Annotated in this window: 18 protein-coding genes; 11 read left to right on the forward strand and 7 right to left on the reverse strand. The window is 40.9% G+C overall.

The features are described 5' to 3' along the window. Positions 1-443: 443 nt before the first annotated feature. The 3 genes from ACM0OX_RS27895 (at position 444) to ACM0OX_RS27905 (ending at position 3,140) form a co-directional block, all read left to right on the forward strand. Positions 444-1,301 carry a nitrate ABC transporter ATP-binding protein gene (locus ACM0OX_RS27895; protein ID WP_414518230.1) on the forward strand — a complete coding sequence of 286 codons (858 nt, stop codon included), beginning with the start codon at positions 444-446 and terminating at the stop codon, positions 1,299-1,301. A 156-nt stretch (positions 1,302-1,457) separates the two neighbouring features. Beyond that, positions 1,458-1,937, forward strand: coding sequence for a YbjN domain-containing protein (locus ACM0OX_RS27900; RefSeq protein WP_414518231.1), 480 nt, complete (start codon positions 1,458-1,460; stop codon positions 1,935-1,937). A gap of 852 nt (positions 1,938-2,789) precedes the next feature. After that, positions 2,790-3,140: a hypothetical protein gene (locus tag ACM0OX_RS27905; RefSeq protein ID WP_414518232.1), complete on the forward strand. Its 351-nt coding sequence runs from the start codon at positions 2,790-2,792 to the stop codon at positions 3,138-3,140. Positions 3,141-3,313: 173 nt separating this feature from the next. Here the strand turns inward: ACM0OX_RS27905 and ACM0OX_RS27910 are convergent, their stop codons facing one another. After that, positions 3,314-4,324, reverse strand: coding sequence for a cyanophycin synthetase (locus ACM0OX_RS27910; RefSeq protein WP_414518233.1), 1,011 nt, complete (start codon positions 4,322-4,324; stop codon positions 3,314-3,316). Between the two features lie 621 nt (positions 4,325-4,945). On the opposite strand from ACM0OX_RS27910, the gene ACM0OX_RS27915 reads away from it, so the two are divergent. The 3 genes from ACM0OX_RS27915 to ACM0OX_RS27925 all read left to right on the forward strand — a co-directional run bounded on the left by ACM0OX_RS27915 (position 4,946) and on the right by ACM0OX_RS27925 (position 11,207). Beyond that, the gene (locus tag ACM0OX_RS27915) at positions 4,946-5,182 is read left to right on the forward strand and encodes a hypothetical protein (RefSeq protein WP_094351436.1); all 237 of its coding nucleotides are present in this window, start codon (positions 4,946-4,948) and stop codon (positions 5,180-5,182) included. Positions 5,183-5,853: 671 nt separating this feature from the next. After that, entirely contained in the window at positions 5,854-10,242 is a 4,389-nt protein-coding gene (locus ACM0OX_RS27920) for a PAS domain S-box protein (protein WP_414518235.1), read from the forward strand. Further along, positions 10,239-11,207, forward strand: a complete 969-nt coding sequence (locus ACM0OX_RS27925; protein ID WP_414518236.1) for a diguanylate cyclase domain-containing protein — start codon at positions 10,239-10,241, stop codon at positions 11,205-11,207. Before ACM0OX_RS27920 ends, ACM0OX_RS27925 begins: the two co-directional genes overlap by 4 nt. Positions 11,208-11,261: 54 nt before the next feature. Here the strand turns inward: ACM0OX_RS27925 and ACM0OX_RS27930 are convergent, their stop codons facing one another. From ACM0OX_RS27930 to ACM0OX_RS27940, 3 genes are all read right to left on the reverse strand, one after another. Continuing rightward, on the reverse strand, positions 11,262-12,368 hold the full coding sequence (locus ACM0OX_RS27930; RefSeq protein ID WP_414518238.1) for a HigA family addiction module antitoxin: 1,107 nt from the start codon (positions 12,366-12,368) through the stop codon (positions 11,262-11,264). Continuing rightward, a complete protein-coding gene (locus tag ACM0OX_RS27935) occupies positions 12,361-12,690 on the reverse strand; it encodes a type II toxin-antitoxin system RelE/ParE family toxin (protein WP_414518239.1) in 330 nt (109 codons plus the stop codon). Before ACM0OX_RS27935 ends, ACM0OX_RS27930 begins: the two co-directional genes overlap by 8 nt. Positions 12,691-12,830: 140 nt before the next feature. Next, on the reverse strand, positions 12,831-13,967 hold the full coding sequence (locus ACM0OX_RS27940) for a cob(I)yrinic acid a,c-diamide adenosyltransferase (RefSeq protein WP_414518240.1): 1,137 nt from the start codon (positions 13,965-13,967) through the stop codon (positions 12,831-12,833). A gap of 386 nt (positions 13,968-14,353) precedes the next feature. Here ACM0OX_RS27940 and fraC point away from each other — a divergent pair, with 386 nt between their 5' ends. The 3 genes from fraC (at position 14,354) to ACM0OX_RS27955 (ending at position 16,865) form a co-directional block, all read left to right on the forward strand. Continuing rightward, positions 14,354-14,893 (forward strand): filament integrity protein FraC, encoded by a 540-nt coding sequence (fraC, locus tag ACM0OX_RS27945; protein ID WP_335198607.1) that lies wholly within the window; start codon positions 14,354-14,356, stop codon positions 14,891-14,893. Between the two features lie 60 nt (positions 14,894-14,953). Next, the gene (fraD, locus tag ACM0OX_RS27950) at positions 14,954-15,961 is read left to right on the forward strand and encodes a septal junction protein FraD (protein WP_414518241.1); all 1,008 of its coding nucleotides are present in this window, start codon (positions 14,954-14,956) and stop codon (positions 15,959-15,961) included. 124 nt (positions 15,962-16,085) lie between these two features. After that, positions 16,086-16,865, forward strand: a complete 780-nt coding sequence (locus tag ACM0OX_RS27955) for an ABC transporter permease (protein WP_414518242.1) — start codon at positions 16,086-16,088, stop codon at positions 16,863-16,865. 134 nt (positions 16,866-16,999) lie between these two features. Here the strand turns inward: ACM0OX_RS27955 and ACM0OX_RS27960 are convergent, their stop codons facing one another. Continuing rightward, positions 17,000-17,395 (reverse strand): hypothetical protein, encoded by a 396-nt coding sequence (locus tag ACM0OX_RS27960; protein WP_414518243.1) that lies wholly within the window; start codon positions 17,393-17,395, stop codon positions 17,000-17,002. Between the two features lie 775 nt (positions 17,396-18,170). Between ACM0OX_RS27960 and ACM0OX_RS27965 the strand changes: the two genes are divergently transcribed. Next, complete coding sequence (locus ACM0OX_RS27965) at positions 18,171-18,560, forward strand: hypothetical protein (protein WP_414518244.1); 390 nt, start codon at positions 18,171-18,173, stop codon at positions 18,558-18,560. Between the two features lie 99 nt (positions 18,561-18,659). Further along, the gene (locus tag ACM0OX_RS27970; RefSeq protein WP_414518245.1) at positions 18,660-19,604 is read left to right on the forward strand and encodes a hypothetical protein; all 945 of its coding nucleotides are present in this window, start codon (positions 18,660-18,662) and stop codon (positions 19,602-19,604) included. A 166-nt stretch (positions 19,605-19,770) separates the two neighbouring features. Here ACM0OX_RS27970 and ACM0OX_RS27975 read toward each other — a convergent pair whose 3' ends face one another. After that, on the reverse strand, positions 19,771-23,355 hold the full coding sequence (locus ACM0OX_RS27975) for a WD40 repeat domain-containing protein (protein ID WP_414518246.1): 3,585 nt from the start codon (positions 23,353-23,355) through the stop codon (positions 19,771-19,773). A 31-nt stretch (positions 23,356-23,386) separates the two neighbouring features. After that, positions 23,387-23,791 carry a hypothetical protein gene (locus ACM0OX_RS27980; RefSeq protein ID WP_334838504.1) on the reverse strand — a complete coding sequence of 135 codons (405 nt, stop codon included), beginning with the start codon at positions 23,789-23,791 and terminating at the stop codon, positions 23,387-23,389. Positions 23,792-24,320 lie beyond the last annotated feature (529 nt).

The raw sequence follows: 24,320 nt of genomic DNA on the forward strand, positions 1-24,320 counted from the left end.
GGATGAATCCACCTTTTATCTCCGTTAACGAGTCTTTGAACCGGATGAATCCACCTTTTATCTCCGTTAAAGAGTCTTTGAACTGGATGAATCCACCTTTTATCTCCGTTAATGATCTAACTTTTTACATCATCTGAAAAACCAGCAAAAGACCTAACCCCCTGCCCCCTTCCCTTGTAGGGAAGGGGAAAAGTTCAAAGCCTCTCTTCCTTTCCTAGTACACACAAATCGAATTACCCCCCTTAATCCCCCCTTGGAAAGGGGGGAAAAAAGAAATCTAGTTCCCTCCCCTTTACAAGGGGAGGGTTAGGGTGGGGTAAAACCCTGGTGAATCAGCTATTTCAGACTTGTGTGTACACAGTAGTCCTTAGACGAAGAGAGATCAGAATATTCATTTTTACATCATCTACATTTAGCTTTTTAATCCCCAAATACCAAATACCATGCCAAACCCCAACTCAACAGCTACAAACACACTAGGAAAACCATTAGCCCCTGCAACCACCACCCGCAGACCTTTCCTAGAAATTAAAGACGTTACCAAAGTCTACCCGACAAAGAAAGGCCCGTTCACCGTACTCGACGGCGTAAACCTCAACGTCGAACAGGGTGAGTTTATTTGCGTTATCGGCCACTCCGGCTGTGGCAAATCGACGCTACTAAATATGGTATCCGGTTTTAACTTTCCCACCTCCGGGCAAGTCTTACTCGAAGGAGAACCCATTACCAAACCAGGCCCAGACAGGATGGTTGTCTTCCAAAACTATGCCCTGTTACCTTGGCGAACTGCTTTTGAAAACATCTATTTAGCTGTTAACGCCGTTTATCCCAACAAACCACAAGCCGAAAAAAGAGCGATCGTCCGCGATCATCTAGCAATGGTGGGACTGGCTGACGCAATGGAAAAGAAACCAATGCAAATGTCGGGTGGGATGAGACAACGGGTTTCTATCGCCCGTGCTTTGGCGATTCGTCCCAAAGTTTTAATTTTAGATGAACCTTTTGGGGCGCTGGATGCCATTACCAAAGAAGAATTACAGGAAGAATTGCTGAAAATTTGGGGCGATAACCGTTGTACAGTGCTGATGATTACCCACGACATCGACGAGGCACTATTTTTAGCAGACAAATTGGTAATGATGACCAATGGGCCTCATGCGAAAATTGGCGAAGTTATGGAAATTCCTTTTTCTCGTCCGCGCGATCGCAGCCGCATTATGGAAGATCCCCAATACTACCAACTGCGTAACTATGCCCTAGACTTCCTGTTTAACCGCTTTGCCCATGATGATGTAGGTTAAGCGCGATCGTCATTCATTTTTCCAGAATCATACCAGATGGTGGCGGGAATAAATATGCAATCAGTAGGGGCAATTCATGAATTGCCCCTACAACTACGTCCACAAGTTATAAAGTATGTGTAGATAAAACAGCAACTATGTTGAGACAAAATCTGTATGACAAGCTACCCAGAAACTCTAACTAATGACGAATCCATTAATCAGCTAATCGCCGAGACGACAGGCATTAATCATCTGGAGGTAATTGAAAATGTCATCGATTCTTTGGAACAAGATGATAGTGCGATGGTTAGCCACACTCCAGAGGGTGGTTATCTTTGGAAATTTAAGTACGGAAGTGTAGAAGTATTTGTCCAACTCAATGGCACAACCGATGAAGACACCATAACAGTTTGGTCTGCGGTGCTAAATTTACCTGCGAAAAATGAACCTAAGTTGATGCGGTATCTTTTGGAGTTAAACTGCTCCAGCACTTTTGAAGCGCGTTTCGGTATTATCGAAAACCGGGTGGTTGTAATATCGACACGCACCTTAGCAGAGTTATCTCCTGGCGAAGTGTCCCGGCTAATTACCATTGTGGCAACGATCGCTGATAATAACGATGAAGCCTTACAAACTGAATTTGGTGCGACTTAAGGAATTTTAGATTTTTGATTGGGCTATTGCTACATCCGATGTATAGCAATCAGTTTTCAGTGAATCTATCTGCAAAGACTTTGTTCGGTGTACCAATTAAAAAGCGCCTGGGAGTGTTGCCGTGTTTCCACCCCAGGCGCTTTTTATTTTTAACTTGCTCCTCACACAATTAGATAGTATCACTGCTTCAATCAAAAGGCGAGTCTAGTAAGTGACACTTTTAAAACTGCACCGTCAATTGAGTTTAAATTTATACTCCCTTGACTTGCAATACTGTTCGGATAAGTATTTTGAACTCAGAATAGGGTTTGGGGAAAAGGGTAAAGGTTAAAGGTTTTTTATTCCCCTTTCCCCTTTCCCCTTTACCCTTTACCCTTTCCCTTTTACCCTTTCCCCTTTAACCGAACCGTATTCCCTTGACTTGACCCCATTTTGCATTTTAGGTGCGATCGCTCCAGAAAGGCGATTTGGTTGGCAGACTTGATAGCATCTAGCATACGTGTTGAGCTGCTGATTTGATTACACAGCCACTTTATTTATCATCACAAGCCTGAAAAAGATGGGTTAGGCAGGATCTAGCCTTTACAAGCCGTAACGTAACTAATTAAATAATTATTAAAGATATATACATCCTTGAATTAATGCCTGAAACTTTTTATTAATCAATCAAACTCTTAAATAAATATTAGCACTCAACGCTTGTCAGTGCTAATTTATAACTGAGGTTTAACGCCTATGATATAGATCAAAACTGCACTTTTTGCAGATTTTTTAGTTTCTTTCCAGATATTATTTTAGAAATAGAAAAAACTAAATATTTCCTGTAAGTAATATAAAATTGAGAGTACTGGCATGAAATACACTTTTGATATTGTCGGAATATCTCCACTTTTGCAGTTTTTTAATCAGCAACAGCAAAATGGGCAAAAACCACCCCACCAAGGTGTGGAATACTTGGGAATGCATACGTGTACCCTAGATACGTTTTTAGAATCGGTAGAATCAGTTCCAGCAAAGTGGGATTGGAATCTGGATCAAGTCGTAGATACGGTGATTAAGTTTTGGTTGAATAACTCAGACAGTATTCGTTATTGGAAAGTACGTTTAAATGATGCTGGTAAGGATAATTTACTAGTCACAAGGTTGGCGGATATAAACGCCTTACAAGCTGAATTTGAATCCCTACTAGATAAGGAGTGGTGAAGAGATAAGCTGTTAAATACTTAATTTACACGTTGAGACCGCAGGGGAACAGGGGAGAGGGTTTGAAGTTCTTACCCACAATTTAAATTGTGCAACTTGTATGCACAACAGCTTAGATAGAATTGAAAAATAACTCAGGAGGGGAGCAATCCGTGCTTCGCCTCCAGTCAAAATCAATTGTTTACTCTGTTATTCTCGTTTTCAAGTACTTTGAGAACTTGGAGATATAAATTTTCGACTCTTTTCGTCTGAACTTCACCAAATGACGCATAGTGAGTTAAGCTAGGAGCGCCATTTACTTCAATAATTGTATAATCTTCCATTGGTGAGGTTATATCACTAGCAAGAATATCCACACCTGATAATCTCAATTCCATATCTTTTGTAATATTTACTGCTAATTTTTTAAAATCAGGATGGATATTGTCAGTGAAGTCTATTGCTTCACCTCCAGTTGATAAATTGGCATTGTCTAAAAGATAGACTATATTATTCTTAGGTATAACATTACTAAAACTTAGCTTCCGTCTTCGCAAGTTTTTTTTGATTCTATAATCTTCAAAATCGATAATTTCTTTTCTACCATTTTTGATAAAAGTTTCCTGCTTCTGTTGCATAAGTTGCAAAACAGTAGATTGACCATCTCCGATGATAAATAAGGGAATTCTTTGATATGCCGAAATTACTTCATCATCAAGTACTACAATTCTATAATCATTGCCAATATAAAATCTCTCAACAATAAATCCTGAGATTTTTTGCAAGATTTTCTTAGCTACTTGATAATATTCTTGTTTATTGTGAACCTTAGTAACAAACATTCCTTGACTAAGATTAATCGGCTTGACAATTACAGGAAATCCCAACTCCTTAGCATAATAAAATCCTGCATCTATATTTCTATGATTAACTATTTCTTCGCATAATTCGTCACTAAAAAATGTTTTTCCTTCAGTAACTTTATAGCCAAATTTATTTAGAAAAAAGTTTGAAACTCCTTTGTCTTTAGCGATTGCTACTGAACCAGAAGAATTAATACTAAACCTAGCACTACGAAAAAATGTTTTATTGCCGTTTTTAAATGTAATCAGTCCCATAAAGCTGCATTCTGGGTCTACTAAAACTACTGCTCCTATTTCCTTTGCTACTTTTTGAATTATTGATGTTACAAATGGTGTTTTCATTATCGATAACTATAATTTTGTCGAGAAGATTTTAACTAGTTTGTGACAATTAGTCAAGGATTTTTCTTTTCAACAATTGCACCATGTTTTGTACCAAAAGCTCTAGTCAAAAGCTAAAGAAAAATTTATTTTGGAATATTTCAATCAACTCTGAAAACTTAATTATTCTCAACTAACTATAAAAAATGTAAATGTCTGCAATGTAGCTTTACTAATCACACTATAGAAACATTAAGATTGTGTACGTGCTGATTAATTCTAGGTACGTTATTATTCATTTTCTCTTCAGCTTCTAAATAGTATGTTTTCAGACATTAATGTTTGTTTTAGCACTGATGCGGACTTTACTTATGTGTATGCATATAAATCATGCAAACCCAATAATTGCCAAACTTTCTGCTTGAACATTGTTATGTCCTGGAAACAATTGCAAGTTAAGGCTTTGAGATTCATTGTCACCTGAAAATTCCAACTTAATTGGTCTAAAATGTAGCGCTCAGTGTTGACAATTTATTAATAATCGAATAACAAGGTGGCAGCAGCATTAAAAAAAGCGTTAGTGCATTCCTACCTAGAAACTAATTAACGCCCTTCATTAAACTTCATACGGTTAACATAATTATGCCAGAAAATACGGATAACAAAACTTCTCAATCAGACAATCAGACTATTGCGTATAAAGAACGCCTCAATTCTTGGGCGATCGCTCGTCTACTTCCGAATACGCAACGGGAGATTGTTGCTCGCTTCCGCAGCCGTTCTGATGCTGATGGCTATATGCGGCACCTTCCTCAAGAAATACCAAATGCTTCCTACATGGTTGTTTTTGATTGTCAACGCCAAGAAGCTGTAATTTAAAGTACAAGCGAATGGCATTAACCCTTGTTTTTCATCCAATACGTTTGGGTTAAAGGTTATTGGTGTAGCTAATTAGTCTTCAAGACGCGATAAATCAAGACGTGATAAATCGCGTCTCTACAATCTGGTTTTGGGTTTATCTGGACTATATTGGTTTTTAATCTCCATTACCCTTTTGTTGCGATCGCGGGCGTAGTCTACTTAAAATTTGCGTGAACCACTATATTTAATTTGCTCTCCAATGAGAGGCTTAGATCCCCAACTTCCTTCAAACAGTTGGGGATCTTTTGATTTGTAGTACCTTCTTCGATCTCAATAAACCAGACAAGTTGTTCAAAACAACTTGTTAAAGGTAAGCAAACTTTTGCCACACTGTACTACAGAAAATTTGCAGTTCTCATACTAATTCTTGGTGAAGTTGTACATTATTTTGACCTGGGCAAACCTCCCCCGCAGGCGGTAGGGTTATTTCTATGGGTCTTCCTCAAAAATTGGTATCAAAAGAAGTGTAATTATAATCAGAAAGGATTAAGTTTTTCTGGCAATATATAAACATATTAATACGTTCACTAAAAATAAATTCCGTAATTGCCCTCTTGCTACTGATATTTTAAATTACTTAAAAGTAAAAGTTAGTGCAATAAGTTCTGAAAGTGCTAGAGAGTTAATAAGTGGTAAAACAGCACCGATATGACTGGTTCAAGGCTGCGATCTTCTTCCGTCAACGAGAATTACTCGCGCTGTTGCTGGGGATTTTCTTCTCAATCTCTGTATTCCTACTCTGGCAGAGACTTTTAATCCAAAATCCGGGGTTATTAACACAAGTAGAATTGATTGCAGGGTTATTAGTTGTTGTCATATTGACATTATCAATCTATTTTGCCTTGGCAATGAATGCAAGAAACCAACAAATAACAGCAATCAATCAGGAGTTAACTCATAGGATTTTTGAACAGAAACAGGTAGAAATTGCCCTGAGCGCCAGTGAAAATCGTTTGCGACAGCTGCTGGAAACAGTCAAAGTCATCCCTTGGGAATTGGATTTGAAAACTTGGCGATTTATTTACGTAGGGCCGCAAGCGGTAGATTTGCTCAATTATCCGATCGCAGAGTGGTACGAGGAAAATTTTTGGGTTAATCATCTGCATCCAGATGACAAGAAAAACTCTGTTCGTTTTTGTCAAGAAGCAACTGCTAGGTGCGAAAATCACCAACTGGAATACCGGATGTTAGCTGCTGATGGGCGAGTTGTTTGGCTGCGAGACATTGTTAGTGTCGTTGAGGAAGCCGGAACTGCGATCGCGCTCAGGGGGTTTATGTTTGACATTACTGATTTGAAGCTGGTTGAAGAAACCTTGAGACTGAGGGAGAGGGCACTTGCCGCTACCAGTAATGGAATTATGATTGCCGATGCCAGACTTGCCTATAATCCAGTTATTTACGTTAACCCTGCCTTTGAGCAAATAACAGGCTACAGTGCTACTGATGTAATTGGGCAAAATTGTCGATTTTTACAACGCACAGATACCCAACAACCAGCACTCAATGAATTGCGCTCATCTATTCAAGCTGGAACAAGTTGCAAAGTTGTTCTCCGCAACTATCGCAAAGATGGTACTTTGTTTTGGAATGAATTGAGTATTTCTCCGATTCATGACGACAATGGTGAGTTAAGCCACTTCATTGGCATTCAGAGAGATATTAGCGATGTCTACAACGAGCTTTGTTTACGCAAGCAAGCCGAAGCTAGTCTGCGTCGGCAAGCCCTCACCTTTGAAAATATGCATGATGGCGTAATTATCACAGATTTAACCGGAAGTATTATTGACTGGAATCCTGCTGCCGAAAGCATGTTTGGCTATACCAAAGCCGAGATTTTAACTCAATATCCCAGTATTTTGCATCAGCCGGAAATAGCCGCAACATTAAGCGCCAAAATTTTGTCAACAGTCAACCAGCAAGGACGCTGGTCAGGGGAAATACACTTTATTCGCAAAGATGGTAGTGAGGGAATTTGCGAAACAACCGTAGTTGCTCTACAGAATGAACAAGGGGAAACTGTTGCGACTGTCGGCATCAATCACGACATTACCGAAAACAAACGAGCTAAAGAGGCACTGCAACGGCAATTGCATCGCACTCTCCTACTTGAACAAATTACTCAAGAAATTCGTCAAAGTCTTGACACCAGCAAAATTTTTAAGACGGCTGCTACCCAAATTGGACAAGCATTTGGAGCCGATCGCTGTTTGATCCACTCTTACATTAGTAACCCCACACCGCAAATTCCCTTAGTAGCAGAATATAATACATTACCTGGTTACTGCTCTGTATTGAAATTGGAAGTTCCCATGACTAACAATCCTCATGCCGAGCAGATGATGACCCAAGAAAGTGCGATCGCTTCTCCAGATGTGTACGTTGAACCTTTACTGGAAAGGGCTGGCCCTATCTGCCGAGAAATTGGGCTGAAGTCTATGCTGTCAATCCGCACTTCCTATCAGGGAGAACCCAATGGTGCGATCGGCTTACATCAGTGCAACTATTTTCGCCAATGGACACAAGACGAAATCGAATTACTCGAAGCTGTGGCGGCTCAACTAGGTATTGCTCTAGCACAAGCTAACTTACTGGAACAAGAAACGCGCCAACGTGAAGAACTGACCTTGAAAAACTTTGCCTTGGAACAGGCAAAACGCCAAGCAGAAGCCGCAAATCGGGCAAAAAGTGAGTTTTTGGCAATGATGAGCCACGAAATTCGGACTCCAATGAATGCTGTTATTGCTATGACAGGTCTACTGCTGGATACCAATCTCACACCTCAACAGCAAAACTTTGTGGAAATAGTTCACAGTAGCGGAGATACTTTACTCACCATCATCAACGATATTCTAGATTTCTCCAAAATTGAGTCGGGCAAACTGGAATTAGAAGAACAGCCTTTTGATTTGAGAGCTTGTGTGGAGGAGGCTATTTCCTTTTTAGCTCCGAAAGCTGCCCAAAAGGATATCGAACTAGTTTATCTAATCCAGCCTCAAGTTCCCATTCAGGTAGTTGGTGATTTGACTCGTCTGCGCCAAGTCTTGATGAATCTTCTCAACAATGCTATTAAGTTTACGGAAACCGGAGAAGTATTACTCTCTGTTGAACTGGGGATTGGGGACTGGGGAGCAGGGGAGCAGAGGAGCAGGGGAGCAGGGGAGCAGAGGAGAAGAAGTAGCAGTAAGTCTTTCCCCTCGGTCACTGAGCGTAGCCGAAGTGCTGCCCCTCTGCCCCTCTGCCCCTCTGCCTCTTATCCCCAGTCCCCGATACCTGTTGAAAAGGATCAAGTTCTCTACGAAATTCAATTTGCGATCAAAGATACAGGTATTGGCATCGCACCAGAGAAAATAGAGCGATTATTTCAACCCTTCACTCAGGCTGATGTCTCCATGACTCGACGATATGGTGGCACAGGGCTGGGATTGGCGATTAGTAAGCGGCTCAGTAAGATGATGGGCGGCACTCTTTGGGTAGAAAGCCAGGGGTTTGTTGGTGGCAATCCTAGCCCTAGATGGGATAATGGAAAATTATTCTCGAAGAAGGCAGAAGGCAGAGGGCAGATCGCTTTTAGCGTCTCCCCTTGGGAGAAGGCAGAAGGAATGTCCGATGCTCTTGGACTCGCTAACGATTCGCTATCCTGCCTCCTACCTCCTTCAACATTTCCTGACTATTCACCAGGTTCAACATTTTATTTCACCATTATTACCAAAGTGGCTGCTCAGTCAGAACAAGCTGAATTAAGCATTTCACCCCTGCTTGCGTCCAAGCGACTATTGATTGTGGATGACAATCTAACCAATCGCCAAATTCTCAGCTTGCAAGCAGAGTCTTGGAAGATGGAAACTTATGCTGCCAAATCTGGTAAAGAAGCTTTAGTTAAACTTGCTCAGGGAACGCAATTTGATATTGCTATTTTAGATATGCAGATGCCAGAAATGGATGGCATAACCCTAGCTCGTCAAATCCGCAAGCAATCCGGTTGTCAAAATCTGCCTTTGGTGATTATGACCTCTTTGGCGAAAGTAGAAACTTCTTCTGACTTTAATGATGTCCAGTTTGCTGCTGCTTTGAGTAAACCCATCAAACACTCTCAACTCTACGATGTTATGACTCGTGTTTTGGGAAATCAGCCGATCCTAACCAGTATTTCTCATTTTCCTTTGGTAGATCGGGATTTGGGTCATCGACTGCCACTGCGAATTCTTCTGGCAGAGGACACGGTTGTTAATCAGAAAGTTGCCCTCCTGATGCTACAGAAAATAGGTTATGGGGCAGATGTCGTCAGCAATGGGCTAGAAGCGATCGCAGCTCTGCAACAACAGCGATTCGACGTAGTGTTGATGGATGTTCACATGCCCAGAATGGATGGGTTAGAAGCAACTCGGAGAATCTGTCAAGAATGGGGGGTGGGTTTTCGTCCCCATATCATCGCCATAACTGCTAATGCCATGCGGGGCGATCGCCAAGTTTGTCTTGCCGCTGGTATGGATGACTACATTAGCAAACCCATTCAACTGCAAGAGTTAGCTCAGGCACTCAGCAAATGTCCACCCCAAAGAAATTCTGAATTCACTTCCATCAAACAACAAGGGGAAGTGATGCGCCTAGAATTGCAACCTTCGTCAAATCTCTTCCAGTCAGGGCAAAACCAGACATTAAAAACTGCCAAAATTGATGCCAAAATTCTCCAATCCTTGCAGCTTATGCTTAGAGGAGATCGTGTGGCATTTGCTGAACTAATTGAGTGTTATCTTACAGAGACGGCTAGACTAGTGCAACATATTAGCACAGCGATCGCAAGTCAGGATATCCAAACTATATGGCAGACAGCACACAAACTCAAGTCCAGCAGTGCTTCTATTGGAGCGATCGCCTTGGCGCAGCTTTGCAAGGTGTTAGAAGTACATGCACGCAGCTGTAACTTAGAAAACAATCTAGAATTACTTTCACTACTGTATCAAGAATATGAACAAGTTAAAACTGCCTTAGAAAAAGAACTTGCGAAGGAAGCACCATGAAAGCCACTGCTCAAGAAAGCCAATCTTTAGTTTTAATTGTTGATGATGAACCTTTTATTCGCCTGATATTGCGGCATTTCTTGGAGCGGGAAGGTTATCAAATAGCGGAAGCTCAAAATGGCATAGAGGCAATAAATGTTTTTAACCAACTGCACCCTGATATAGTACTCCTTGATGCCATAATGCCGGATATGGATGGATTCGAGTGTTGCACTCAGTTAGAGCTTCTGGATTCTAACAAGCACACTCCAATTTTAATGATTACAGGACTTGAAGATCAAGAGTCAGTTGACCGTGCATTTGCAGTGGGAGCAATGGATTTTGTTACCAAACCAATTCACTGGCCAGTTTTGCGACAACGGGTAAAGCGCTTGATTCAGCAATCTCAGTTACAGCAAAAACTGGAAGCCGTGAATCTAGAATTGCAGCGATTAGTTACTATCGATGGATTAACTCAAGTAGCGAATCGCCGACGCTTTGAAGAGTATTTTTCCCAAGAGTGGCAGCGTTTAAAACGCGAACAACGTCCGCTTTCTCTGATTCTTTGCGACGTTGATTTCTTCAAATTATATAATGATACCTATGGTCATCGGGTAGGCGATCGCTGTCTTCAGAAAATTGCTCAAGCTATTAAAGATATTATTAAACGTCCCGGAGATTTAGTTGCTCGTTATGGTGGGGAAGAATTTGCTGTGATTTTACCTAACACAGATACTAAGGGGGCGATTCATGTTGCCGACCAAATTTGTCATGCTGTCCGAGCACTAGCAATTCCCCATCAAAATTCCCAAGTTAGTTCTCATGTAACTATTAGTGTTGGGTTTACGACAGAAATTCCTCAGCCAGATTATGACTTAGAAGAAATGATTGCCACAGCAGATCGGGCGTTGTATCAAGCAAAGGCAGCAGGACGCGATCGCTTTGTGCGAAATATTCTACTACCCGAAAGTACAAATTCCCGCTAGTACCCAACATTCACATATTTCTATCCTATTTTCAATATATGGACTTTCGTCTGCTTATTCTATGCCTTGAAAATCCAAGCTCACTTTTAAACCATTCATCCAAGACGGATCAATTAGATGATCGTGTTGCAGCCGACCTACAACAATAGCAGGATGAATACTGATAGATTCCGCAAAATCAATCACATCAGTTTCAGATTTCAGCTTGGCTAATTCCCCCTCATACTCAGGTGAAATCAAAAATTCGCGCGACCATTTATCTGCTTGGCGTTCCTGATCCGATTTCAAACTTTCCCCACTATTCCATTCATCAAGAAAAATATTTTCTTTATCATGTAGCAAAATATGTGCTGCTTCATGGAAAAAATTAAACCAGAAGCGGTCATTAGTTTTACCATAAAGCGAAAGTTGAATTAGTGCCTTATGGGGGTTTAACCATCGTGCAACACCACTGACGTGCGCTTTCTTGATTGATGGTACTAAAACAAGCACAACCCCTGCTTCCCAACACAACTTTTGCATCTGTGGTTCAAACTCTTCTGGCGGTAACACCGTTAAAGTACGAATTTCCCGCACAGCCTTTTCAAATTTTGTTTTACTGTACTTGGGACAGTCTAGTTGTTCTGCTCTTATTTCCCCCAAGCGTAACCAAGTGGAAATAGCACCAACATCACTTTGATTTTCGCGTGTACGACGAAAAGCAACTTCCATACCTGCATAATAATTCTGCCAATTTTCCGGCGAGGCAACACCGAAAAATTGCAGTAACTTTTTTACTAAACTAGGCTTATTCTTATCAATTAAACGGCACTTAGGAATTACACCTTGATTCATCAATTCTTTGACTGGTAACTGATCTAACCAAAATGTCCACTCCTTTAAGCGGTTTTCTTCTTCTTTCCTTGCCAAAGCGGCGCGATATTGAGCTTCATATCTGAGCCAGAATGCTGCTGTACTACCCATAACCCGTTCTAGCTTCAGGGCTGTTTCTTCATTGATCGGTGCTTTGCCATTGATCAACTGGCTAATATGTTTTGTGGTGTAGCCTAAACGCTCTGCTAATTGTGCTTGTGTCCAATCACGCTCTTCTAATAAATCAGCGATGGCATCACCGGGAGAAGATACCCAATCTGGAGTGAATGTTCGGGTTGTCTCAGTCATGGTAGTCTCCAATGAAAACAATACAAACAGCAGTAACTTTTGACCAATCAATGCTTCCATCCTCGGCAAGAGGTATGGGGTCGTTGTCTGGCTTAAATACAAGTCGTTTACCACCTTCTAGGTTTACTGCAAATTCTCCTGCCCTATCTCCTTTTAAGGGATGGGGATGACCTATAACTAATTCCGTGACACAACTAGCAGCACCAAGAATAGCCAACTGGGTTCTTAATTTCTTGGCACAGTTTGCACCCAATTTTTTTTGCGCTGGGTTTTGTTGTTCGCATAGATTTTGCAGTTTGCTGTTAGCGAAGGTGATTTCCATGCGTTACTAGACTAATATAAGTTTACCATTTTGGTAAACAAATTTGTTATTTTCTTAAAGAATTTAGCATATCAATTCTGGGCAACGTGCTGCCTAGCCTTGTTTGGTGAGACTAAATTCATACTCTGAATCAGCAACGCCTAAAAATCTACCCCTCGTTTAAGTTCTACACCTTGATTGGCATAGTGTTTGTGGCAATAAACCTCTGAGTGGACGCTAGCCAAATCAAAGTAGGCAGGTGGATTTTGGCAACGGCCAGTGATAATAATTTCGGTGTCGCGGGGTTTGCGGAGTAAAGCTTGAACAATGGGTTCAACGGGGAGTAGTTCTAAGTCAACGGTGGGATTGAGTTCATCGAGAATAATAGTTTTATACAATCCAGAGGCGATCGCAACTTTTGCAATTTCCCAACCTCGTTCGGCTTCTACATAATCTAATTCTTGTCGGGAATTTCGCCAGACGATCGCATCTCCACCGCAACGCTGATGATCCACCACTTCTGGATATGACTGCTGTAAGGCGGCGATCGCTGCGTCTTCTGTGTAGCCGCTACCACCTTTAAGCCACTGCATAATCAATACACGAGTAGACCCTGGATGATTAATTCCCCTACCAATGGCCTGCAAAGCTTTACCCAAAGCACTAGTAGACTTACCTTTACCAGCACCAGTATAAATTTCAATCCCTTCCAGGAAGAGAGCTTTGGCTGTTGGGTGGTGATGAGGTTTCATTTCTGAGTGCAAATCTGCAATATCGAGCAACTTTTGGGGTGCGGCGCGTCCGGTGGCGATGATTTCCAACTCTTGGGGTTTGGATTTTAATGTCTTTACGACTTCATCCACTGGTAGCAAACCCAAATCCAGAACTGGGTTAATTTCATCTAAGACGACAACTGAATATAAACCACTAGCGATCGCACCTTTAGCGACATCCCAACCCCGCATTGCTTCATCTCGGTCAAAGCTGGTAATTTCCTCATGCCCAAAAAATTCCGCTCTCCCAGTACGAACCTGGTCAATTAAATGGGGAAACCCGCGTTGTAAAGCTGCGATCGCGCCATCTTCGTCATAATCACGTTCTGGCCCTTTTAGAAATCGCAGCAGTAAAACACGATTAGAATTGCTAGGCGTATTTATTCCCAAGCCAATGGAGCGCAAAACCACCCCCAGAGCCGCTTGAGATTTACCCTTACCCAGACCATCGTAGACGTGAATTTGACCAATAAGCCGTTCTTGACGCACTTGCGCCGTCCGAATCCCAATACCGTTCCTTGTCATCTCTCGAAAAGCTATAACTATGGCAGTCTTTAATCTTACCTAACCTCTTGTACTCTCAGTTAGAAAAACTGCCTCTCTAACGCGTCTGTACAAGGGTCAGTTCGATCTATTGACAATATCAATAGACATCTTGCAAAAGTAACTTTTGCCTTCCGGTTGGGGAAAGGTTAAAGGTTAAAGGGGAAGGGATAATTCCATACCTTTACCCTTTACCCTTTACCCTTTACCCCTTCCCCCTTCCCCTTTCCCCCACTTCTGGAAGAAGTCTAATAGAGGAATACTGGCACACTCGCATAGTAAAGGACAAGAACAATGGGATAATTTCCCCCATCACCCTTACTATCCCAGTTATACTCACTACAGTTAACCCTTACCCGTAACCATTTATGCCTGACAATTGGATGCTTCCCAGGATTTTTCCCATTGGTGGATTTCTGTTTGACTTTTTATTTGTACTGATTGCCATCCCCATCGAAGCTTATGTTTTGCATTCTCGATTAAAATTTGACAAAAAAACCAGTACTTTTTATGCAATTTCTATCAATCTTTTTTCTAGCGTAATTGGTTGGTTCATATTTTTTGTATCAGAACCAATGTTGCCAATACAGGTGAAATCAGAATTAATTAACTATATGTTTTTTAATAATTTTAAATCGCCGAACACACAACCTTTAATTATTTTAACTGCTTGTATAATTTTTTTTACTACGTTTTTGATGAAATTTTTTATTTTAAGGGTCTTGTTATTCTCATTAAATGAATCATTTGCGAAAAAAGAAGAGGAACCTAAAACATCCCAACGACTGCAACGTCGTCGTTTTACAACCCTTAATTTCCAAAATACTAATTTAGTTACAACTATACTAATAGCAAATTCTCTAAGCTATACTGCAATAACTATTATTTTATTATTTCGTTCAAAATAACAAGAAATTACTTGTTTAATTCAGAGGAAAAATATTTATCAATCAGGGGTAAGGAGGAATATGAATACGCTACTAAAAGATGTTTTTGGGGTTTTTAAATTTGCTGAAGGGCTTTATGCAGGAATTAGGAAATTATTAGTTCCACCCAAAGCTTATTCTTGGCAGACATTTATTTATATGAGTGTTTTCTCTTGGGTACTCTCATATTTTGCCACAGGTTATATCAAAGATATAATTGCCTTTTTCGGTTGGTTATTTTTAATTGCTGGTACAGCTTGGTATACAACTGAAGATCCTTTGAGGGTTCCTGGGACTTTTATGCCAGTCGGGGCAGTAATCACTGGATTCTTAGTGAGTGTTTTTGCATTTGGAGATCAACGAGATGTAATTACACCCAGAACAATCGTTTTTTGGCCAACAATTTCAGCATTAATTACGGCAATACCAGAGTTTATTGAAGGAAATGACACCGACGCAAAAGCTCGAATTCCTAAGCCACAAGACCGCCAAAGAATCATAATTTTAGTTGCTAGTAGTATGCTGCTAAGTTGCTGGATTCAGTTTCACTTTGTGACGGATAATTGGTTACGACAATATCCGAGTTTGCAAGCAGATACTTTTAAACATAGTACCTTTATTGTCAGGACAGAAGCAGCAGTAAAAATTCCCCAAAACGGCGTTGTGATTCTTCAGAGACTTCAACCAATAGTAGTAGAGCAAATAGCTGAAAGACCTTGGTCAGAAGTAGAGAAATGGTTGCTAGATGCAAAACAGCGGGTAGGAAATCTGGGTAGGGAAATCATAAAAAAGAACCTGAGTAAATATGAAGAGAAGGAACTATGGCGCGTTGAACCGCGTGTAACTAATACTAAGTCTGGATATATATTAGATTTATTAAGTATTTGGATAGGCCCGAGTTCTAACCCACGGGGCTATTACTTAAAAAAATCTTGTCGCATTGAACCAGTTGCAACAGCTACTAATCCAGAGAATAAGATTACAGTTGCAGAAATTGAATGCGATCGCGCCAGTAAATTAATTCCTGGTTCACCGCCTCCGCAGCAGTGAGGATTGGGGCAGGGGGGCAGAGGGGCAGAGGAGCAGAGGAGACAGGGGGACAAAGGGAAATTATTGAACAGGTCTTTCTTTTGCTGTCTCCTCACAATGACAAATGACAAATGACAAATGACAAATGACTATTAACAGAATTTTTGTATTGGCAAAGAATGTATTTCAGGAAGTGGTACGCGATCGCATCCTATATATTATTGGTTTTTATGCGCTAGTACTCGCCACTGCCTTCCGCGTCCTTCCTGAATTTGCAGCTACGGCTGAAGATAAAATGTTTTTAGACTTTGGGATGGCAGCGATGAATGCCATCGGGTTAATTATTACGATATTTATTGGTACGGGACTAATTAATAAAGAAATTGAAAAACGCACTATTTTAGTATTAATTGCTAAACCTGTTAGTCGCAGCGAAATTATCGTCGGCAAATACTTGGGTTTATCCGCAGTCCTAGCTGTACTTGTCGCCACGATGACAGCAATTTATCTGGTATTTCTGCAAATTGGTAATATTCCTCATCCTACGGTAAGCATTCTAATTGCTGGAATTTTCTTATTTTTGCAGTTGTCATTAATTACTGCCGTGGCTATTACCTTCGGTGTTTTTACTGCTTCTCTGCTAGCGACTGTTTTAACCTTTGCGGTATATTTAATCGGAAATATTACTCAAGATTTAGTACAACTTGGTCGTCTTAGCCGTAATCCTGGTATGGAACGTCTAACTCAAGCTTTGTTTCTTTTGTTACCAGATTTATCTCGATTAGATTTGAAAAATGATGCCGTTTATGGTCTACAAGCACTACCTGACAACACTGCACTGATTATGAATGCTGGTTATGGCTTACTTTATAGTGCCATGTTGTTAGCGATCGCTATTTTGATCTTTTCACAACGCGAATTTTAGGCATTGGGCATGGAGAAGAGGACAAGGTATACAAGGAAGATGGGGGAGATGGGGGAAAGACTTGTTCAATAATTCACCCTTGTCCCCTTGTCCCCTCTGCTACCCTGCTTATCCAAACTGTATTGCTTAAACATCTACAAGGGTTGAGTGCCTTGGCTAGATGCTTTTTGTGCAATAGTTTTTAAGCGAGTCGCTCTGCTTTTACGGATACGTTCACTTTTGCGAACGCCACCAGCCATCTCATATTCGCGGCTATCTTTGCCGTATTTAAAGCCGATTCCCATGAGCATTTTTTCGGAGAAAGTACCCAAGGTTTGTTCTAATTCTTCAATTTCTACTTTGGAAGAGTCAATCGTGCTGAGAGCAGTATTATGAGCTTCTAACTTGCTGCGTAATTCCTCAATTATTTCTGTCAGGGCTTTTAAATTACAAGTATTTCCAAGATCCAGATTGGCATCAATTGCTTTGAGTCCAGCAAATCTTAACTCAGCATTTTCTAGAACGCGGGATGTACGTTTTCTCAAAGACATAAATTTAGTTACTCATAACATTTATATAGTTACTATGTCCTACTGAAAATACATTCTGCTTCAGCAAAATCCACAAAAATACTGATACTTTTTATGAGATAACCACTGGTAAATTCTCTTAATTTATCTCAAGCGTCTATCTCATCTTAATTACAGCTTGAGCATTTATAACTACAGAAGAAGCTGTGTTAACTACAGCTTGAGCATTTATAACCACAGAAGAAGCTGTGTTAACTACAGCTTGAGCAGTGATAACTACAGAAGAAGTTATATTAACTATAGCTTTAAGTTTACTTATCATATAATGAGCGTCTATAACTACAGCTTCACCATTAATAAGTACTGTTTAAGTTGTATTAACTACAGCTTAAGCATTACTTATAAAGGGTTCCCGCATGAGTAATACAGCACTTCCCGGTGTTATTAGATACAATAACAGCAATTAGTAAACCAGTTTTTTATATGTTTAGAGAAAATAGGTTGATATTTGAGATTTTGATCCAAATTCAGTATATATTTTTCGGGAGATTGCAAAATATGATGTTCAGTAAGCGATCGCACTTTTTGATCGCATTCAATCTGAGGAAAACTTAGTGAGAGCGATCGCATTTACGAAACAATGGACATTATAGCCGATGAGCTTTTATACACTTAATGGTAAAATTACGTTTGTACTACACTCCTAAGCTTTTTTCAACAAAAGTTTTAAGTGTTTATGCGAAAGTTCTACCCTTAGTGAACGATTACCAATTTTAATTAATCAGGAGTATTCAAAATGCTCAAAGTCACCTATTTACCAGTTCCGACTACTGAATCCGATCTACGTGAACTTTTTTCGAGCTATGGAGAAATTGAGATAGATATTCCTATAGAAGTTGTAAATGGTAATAGTATTGCCTATGTGAATCTAGGTAATAATGAAGATGAAAAGAATGCTATTAAAGAACTAAATAGATTAAAATGGCGTAATAAGTATATCCGTGTTAGTCCAATCAGAGGTAAACGCTCGCTTGGTCAGTCGGGCGATAAAAACAATAAACCTGAAAACCAAGACACTAACGAAAACGAAGAGAGTGCATCCCAGTTTTTATTATTTTTCAGAATAAAATATTTCCAGAAGCTATCTATGACAAGACTCCGCCATCAGGATTATTTTTCTCTTTAGAAATTTTTAAAAGTGGGATGCTCCCAAACAAAGACACTATAAACAAGTAATAATAATCTGGTTAATTTTCACATACATAGACAGGAGTGAATTTAGTATATGAATCAAGTTCCATCAATAATTCAAAAAATTCTGTATGTAGCAACACGCTCCCCTAAGATCGACATAGATCGTGAGTATGAGGTAATTAAAACTGCTATAGGTGGGCACCACAGTCAATTTGAGCCAAGTTTTGAACCTGTCGTAAGGGTTGACCAAGTTTCTGATGCAATTCAGAATAGAAGAACTCCCACTCAAATCATCCATATTTCTGGAGAAGGCAGAGAAGACGGCACAATCGAGATTCCCGATCCAGAAGATAGTAACAAAGGTGAAGAATTGAAACCTGAGGCTCTAGCACAATTTTTTGAAGATGCTGAGGATGTTAACTGTGTGCTTCTCAATTTTTGCTACTCAGAACAAGCTGCCAATTTAATTGCTAAACACGTTAAATGTGTGATTGGAATAAATGGTGACATTCAGAGTCCAGCCGCAGTCGAGTTTTCTAAAGCCTTTTACAATTTTTTGGAAGGCGAACCTCTCGATCAAAGTCGTGTAGATAAGGCATTTTCAAAGGGGCAAGCTGCTGCTTTGGCAATAACCGGAGGCGAAAATAAATATATTAAACAGATTAAACTTTCTGAACCAGAAATGCAGCTGATAGAACCCACTGAAGGAAGCAATATTCCTAGGGATTGTAAATTTAGCGGTACTTTCAGTAACTTGTCTGAAGGTGCAAGTATGTGGGCTTATGTGAACGCTACATTAGAGCGCAAATTTTATTTAGTTCCAATAGATGACCACCGCAGTGATGGAACATGGAAAAAACAGGTGCTTGTTGGTATGGAAAATGATACTAATACTTATAGAGTAGGCGTTTTGATTGCAGATGCGGAAGTTACCAAAACCTTAAATGAGAATTTTGCTAAATCAGGTTTTTTGCGCTTCGATAATTTGCCTAATGGATCGAAAAGGTTCGGCGATCGTGCAGTCACAAGACAGTAGGATATCTTAATTTGGCGTTGCTAATTTATTTGTGGGGTTCGTATCTTACCCATCCCTTCTATTGTGAAATAAGTATTCTATCGCATAAGAATCAACCCTTAATTCAGTAACGCCCTTATTTTTGTTCTACATTAAGCAGACATACAGTTGACTTGCAAAACCTACATCAATTACATAATTGTTTTAAACTATTTGCTTGAGTCTTCAAATAATCCCTGACCTGGCTGCATCCTTTTTCCAGCAACCCCTTCAAACTAATATCTGATATATCCCATAACAAAACAAGCCCATCTTCACCAGCAGATGCTAACCATTTGCTATCACTACTGAAACTCACAGTATTTACCGAAGCTCTATGTCCACTCAGAGTTGTGATTAATGTTCCGTCTTTTTGCCAAAGTTTGATCGTCCCATCGCTACTAGCGGAGGCAATTATTTTTCCATTGGGGCTAAAGCTGGCATCACGTACCGAAGCTGTGTGTCCAATTAGAGTTGTAATTAATGTTCCATCCCGTTGCCAAAGCTTTATTGTCTTGTCACCAGCAGTGATGATCGTTTGTCCATCAGGACTGAAACCAACAGACCAAATTTCACTTGTATGTGCTTCTTCCCATTTTTTAAGTACTTTACCCTCATAACTCAACAATTTTATGGTCTTGTCATCACCGACGGTGGCAATAGTATGTCCGTCAGAACTGAAAGCCACACTCAACACTCTAGCACTGCCTTTTTCTAAAGTTATAGGTTCTTTACCATCTAAACTCCAAAGTTTCGCGGTTCCATCAGCACTGGCAGAGGCAATTGTATGCCCGTGAGGACTGAAGCTAACGGACATGACTATATTTTTATGCTCTCCCAGTGTTCTCAGAGCTTGTCCGTCTGCACTCCAAAGCCTTATTTTGCCGTCATCACCGCCGCTAACAATAGTTTTTCCATCTGGACTAAAACTAACAGCATTCACATCACCTTTATGCCCTCTCAGGGTAGAAAGTAACTTACCGTCTCGACTCCAGATCCTTATCGTTCTGTCAGAACTTGCACTTGCAATTCGTTTATCATCCCGGCTGAACTTTGCGCCAAGCACATTGTTCTGATGTCCAGCCAAAACAGTAAGCCCACTTCGATTTAGCTGCCAAAACTTCGTAATACCATCGTTACCAGCAGTTGCAAGCATCTTTCCATCTGGACTAAAAGCTACACTGGGAATTGATCCTTCATGACCTGCCCAAGTATCCACTAATCTGCCATCTCGCGCCCAGAGTCTTACAGTTCCATCCATACTACCAGAAGCAATTGTTTGTGCATCTATACTCACACTAACGCTCCCTACCTCTCCAGAATGCTTAAAAGTCCTTACAAACTCACCCTCTTGATTCCAAAGATTCACTGTTCCATCCTTACTACCAGTGGCAAAAAAGCTACCGTCAGGGCTGAAATCTGCACTCACAACAGGGCCAGAGTGTTTGTCAAGAGTTTTTAGTAGCTTCTTGCCATCTTGGCTCCAGAGCTTTACCGTTTTGTCATCACTCACTGTGATAATGCGATCGCCTTTAGGACTAAAACTCACTTGCCTTACCACGTCCTGATGTCCGCTAAGGGTAGAGACTAATTGACCATCCAGTTGCCACAGTTTTGCGGTTTTATCATAGCTAGCTGTAGCAAGCATCTGACCATCCGGGCTAAAACTGACACTCGTAACCAGATCCTGGTGAGCAGGAATAAATCGTATAAAATTACCGTTGACCTCCGAAAGCATGACTCTTCCATCCTGACTGCCAGAAGCAATCGTTTTTCCATCAGGACTAAAACGGACGCTCATGACCGGTTTTGTATGTCCTTTCAAAGTTTTTAATAGGCTTCCATCCCGTCGCCACAGTTTTACGGTGTTATCATAGCCAGCTGTAGCAAGCATCTTACCATCCCGGCTAAAGCTAACACTCTGAACAATGCCTATATGTCCTTGCAAGCGGTTTTGCTCCCTCACCCAGTTCACGGACTGCACCAAATTTGTCAGAACATCAGCCTGGACTTGTTGGTCAGTGATGCCTCCAGGCAATTGTTGTAAATGCTTCCCTGCTTTTAATACATCAATCAGCGCGTCAAAAGCATTTCGATTCACCGTGAAATTAGCTTTTGAAGATTGGTTCAAAGCCTGAATTTGCCCGATTTCTGCTTGTCTCCATTGATATCCAGCAAAAATCGCGAATCCAGCAAAGAATACAGATGTAATCGAAGTTACTACGATCTGACGCTTTCTAGCTTCTTTCTCTTGCTTTTTTTGCCTATCGCGCACTTCCACACTAGCTTGAATAAACTCTTGCTCCCCTGCGCTAATGTCCTCTCGCCGTTGTTTTAGCTTTTCTTCCCCCTCCACCAACGCTGCACCCCGCAACAATGCCCCTTCATCTCGTTTCGTCTGTTCCCATTGATACATTGCGGAGCGCAAACGGTCTTGCCAAGCCCGAAAGCTACGATCTGCATCCATCCATTGCCGAAGTTCACCCCAATTACGGATTAACGCTTCATGGACAACTTCTACTGTCTCTTGGTTAGCAGAATTTTGACTGGTGACTACTAATCGATTATCCGCCAACTGTTTCACCAATTCCCATCTGGCTTCACCCAATTCGGCTTTTGTCGCTAGTCGTCGCGTATCCTCCGTTCCTTCCCCCGGACGCACTAATTGAATAAAAATTCGCCGCACCTGTTTTTTTTCAGTGGCGCTCAACTTACCGTAATTCTCATCTGCATGACGAGCTAATGCACCTTTTACCTCACCAATTTCCTCATAAGCTGCATGAGTTAACTGTTTACCCGTTCGTCGTTTCCACAACTCTGTTAATGCAAACTCCAAAAGAGGTAAATTCCCCGGTTCATCTTCCACATCATCCAAAATGCGTTCCACCAATCCATCTTGAAATGTCACACCCAACTTCTCAGCAGGCTTTTCAATCACCTGTGAAAGTTCATCACGATTCATCGGTGCCAGCTTGATGTCAGCATTTTGCAACACATCTGCAAGTGGACGATAGGAGAGGAGATTCCCCAAGAAATCCGCCCGCATGGTTCCAACCAGCACAGTATTATTGTCAGGGTTAGATTGAAAGCAAGCTAATAACGTATCTAGGAAACCACGGCGAACTTTCTGATCCGCACACAAAGTATAAAGTTCTTCAAATTGGTCGGCAATCAACAATACCCGATGATTGGGATAATTCCCTTTAATTTTGGAGAAAACATCTTGCAGAGGAACAGAACCATTGGCAAAGTATTCAGCTAACTTACGAGCTTGAAGCATTTGCTCAGTAGCATTTTTATCCGGCTCGTAAAGGGGAACCAGCGACTCAGCCAGAGCTTGGAATGGTTCTGAACCAGGACGGAAGTGAGTAAACTTCCAATAACCTTGTTTTTGTAACTTAGGGACTAATCCCGCCAACACCACCGAAGATTTTCCGCTTCCTGACGCACCCAACACCGGGATAAAATTACAGGTTTGAGTAGCAGCGAACAGTTCTTCTACAAATACCTCACGTCCAAAGAAAAACTCCGCATCATCGGGACTAAAATGAAACAAACCGCGATAAGGGCAAGGGAGAGATTCATCAGCAGCGTTGGTAGAATCAGACGGGACTAATTTTGTTTCTTCCCGATAGTAGTAATTGGTAATAGTGATAGTTGCATTACCAGTCGCTGAGGTGGCAGCGTATTCACTCTCTGTAACACTTTGTTGGATCTCGCCTTGCTTAGACATAACATCTACCCTGATTAATTAAGTTACAGTCTCAGTCCTCCTTCGATGTGCCTTGTTCATTGATGCCACTAATACTTGCATTACCAGAACCAGAAGTAGCGGCATATTTGACATTACTGATATTTTGGGTGATAATCTCCTGTCCACCGGGCTGTTCTTTGACTTGATTAAGTAACTCTTGAGCCGCTTGAATAATTGCTGCATCTCGATCGGCACCAGCTTTGGTAATTTTGTCTTTTAATAAACCTTCAGCTTGCTTAATTTCTTCGGGTTTGGCATCTACCATCGCTTGTCCCAGAACATCACCTTCCAATTTTTTCTTAATCAAAGCCTTCAAACCCTGATAGGCATCCTTCACGGCTGTTCCGGCGGTATCTTTAGCAGCCGCGATCGCACCAGCACCTAAAGCAGCAATAATCAGAGAAATAGGTTCCATAGTTAATTCTTAATAATTTTACAAGAGCAATTCGATGTATCTAAGATACATACAGCGAAAATAGGGTGCGTTACGCAAATAAAGTACCGCACCCCAAGTTTTGACCAAGTTTTAACTGAATTAACGTGAGTTTGATGAATCTCTCCCCAACCCCTCTCCGACGCGGAGAGGGGCTGAAATATCCTGAATTACTAATTATGGATGCTCACAAGAACTAACGCAGCTAAAGTTATGGATTTTACAAGATGGCTGTCACTTGCTTACAATCTTCGGTATAGACGGCGTTGGGAAAACGACTGAAGTAGACTGGAGATTTTTGGCGATATTTAGTCATCTTCAGATGACTTTAGCTATGAGACGGGAATTTCAATTCCCGGCGGACAAGCGGTTTCGCGTTAAGTTGACACCAATGATTCATGAATTGCCCCTACACCTTGCGATACAGCACTGACAGCTATTATGCAATACAGACCGCCAGGGAATAGAATTCCCTGTCTAATGGTGAAAGTCCTCTAGAAGAGGACTAGAA

It is taken from the genome of Nostoc sp. PCC 9305 (assembly GCF_963920915.1).
Taxonomy (GTDB): domain Bacteria; phylum Cyanobacteriota; class Cyanobacteriia; order Cyanobacteriales; family Nostocaceae; genus Nostoc.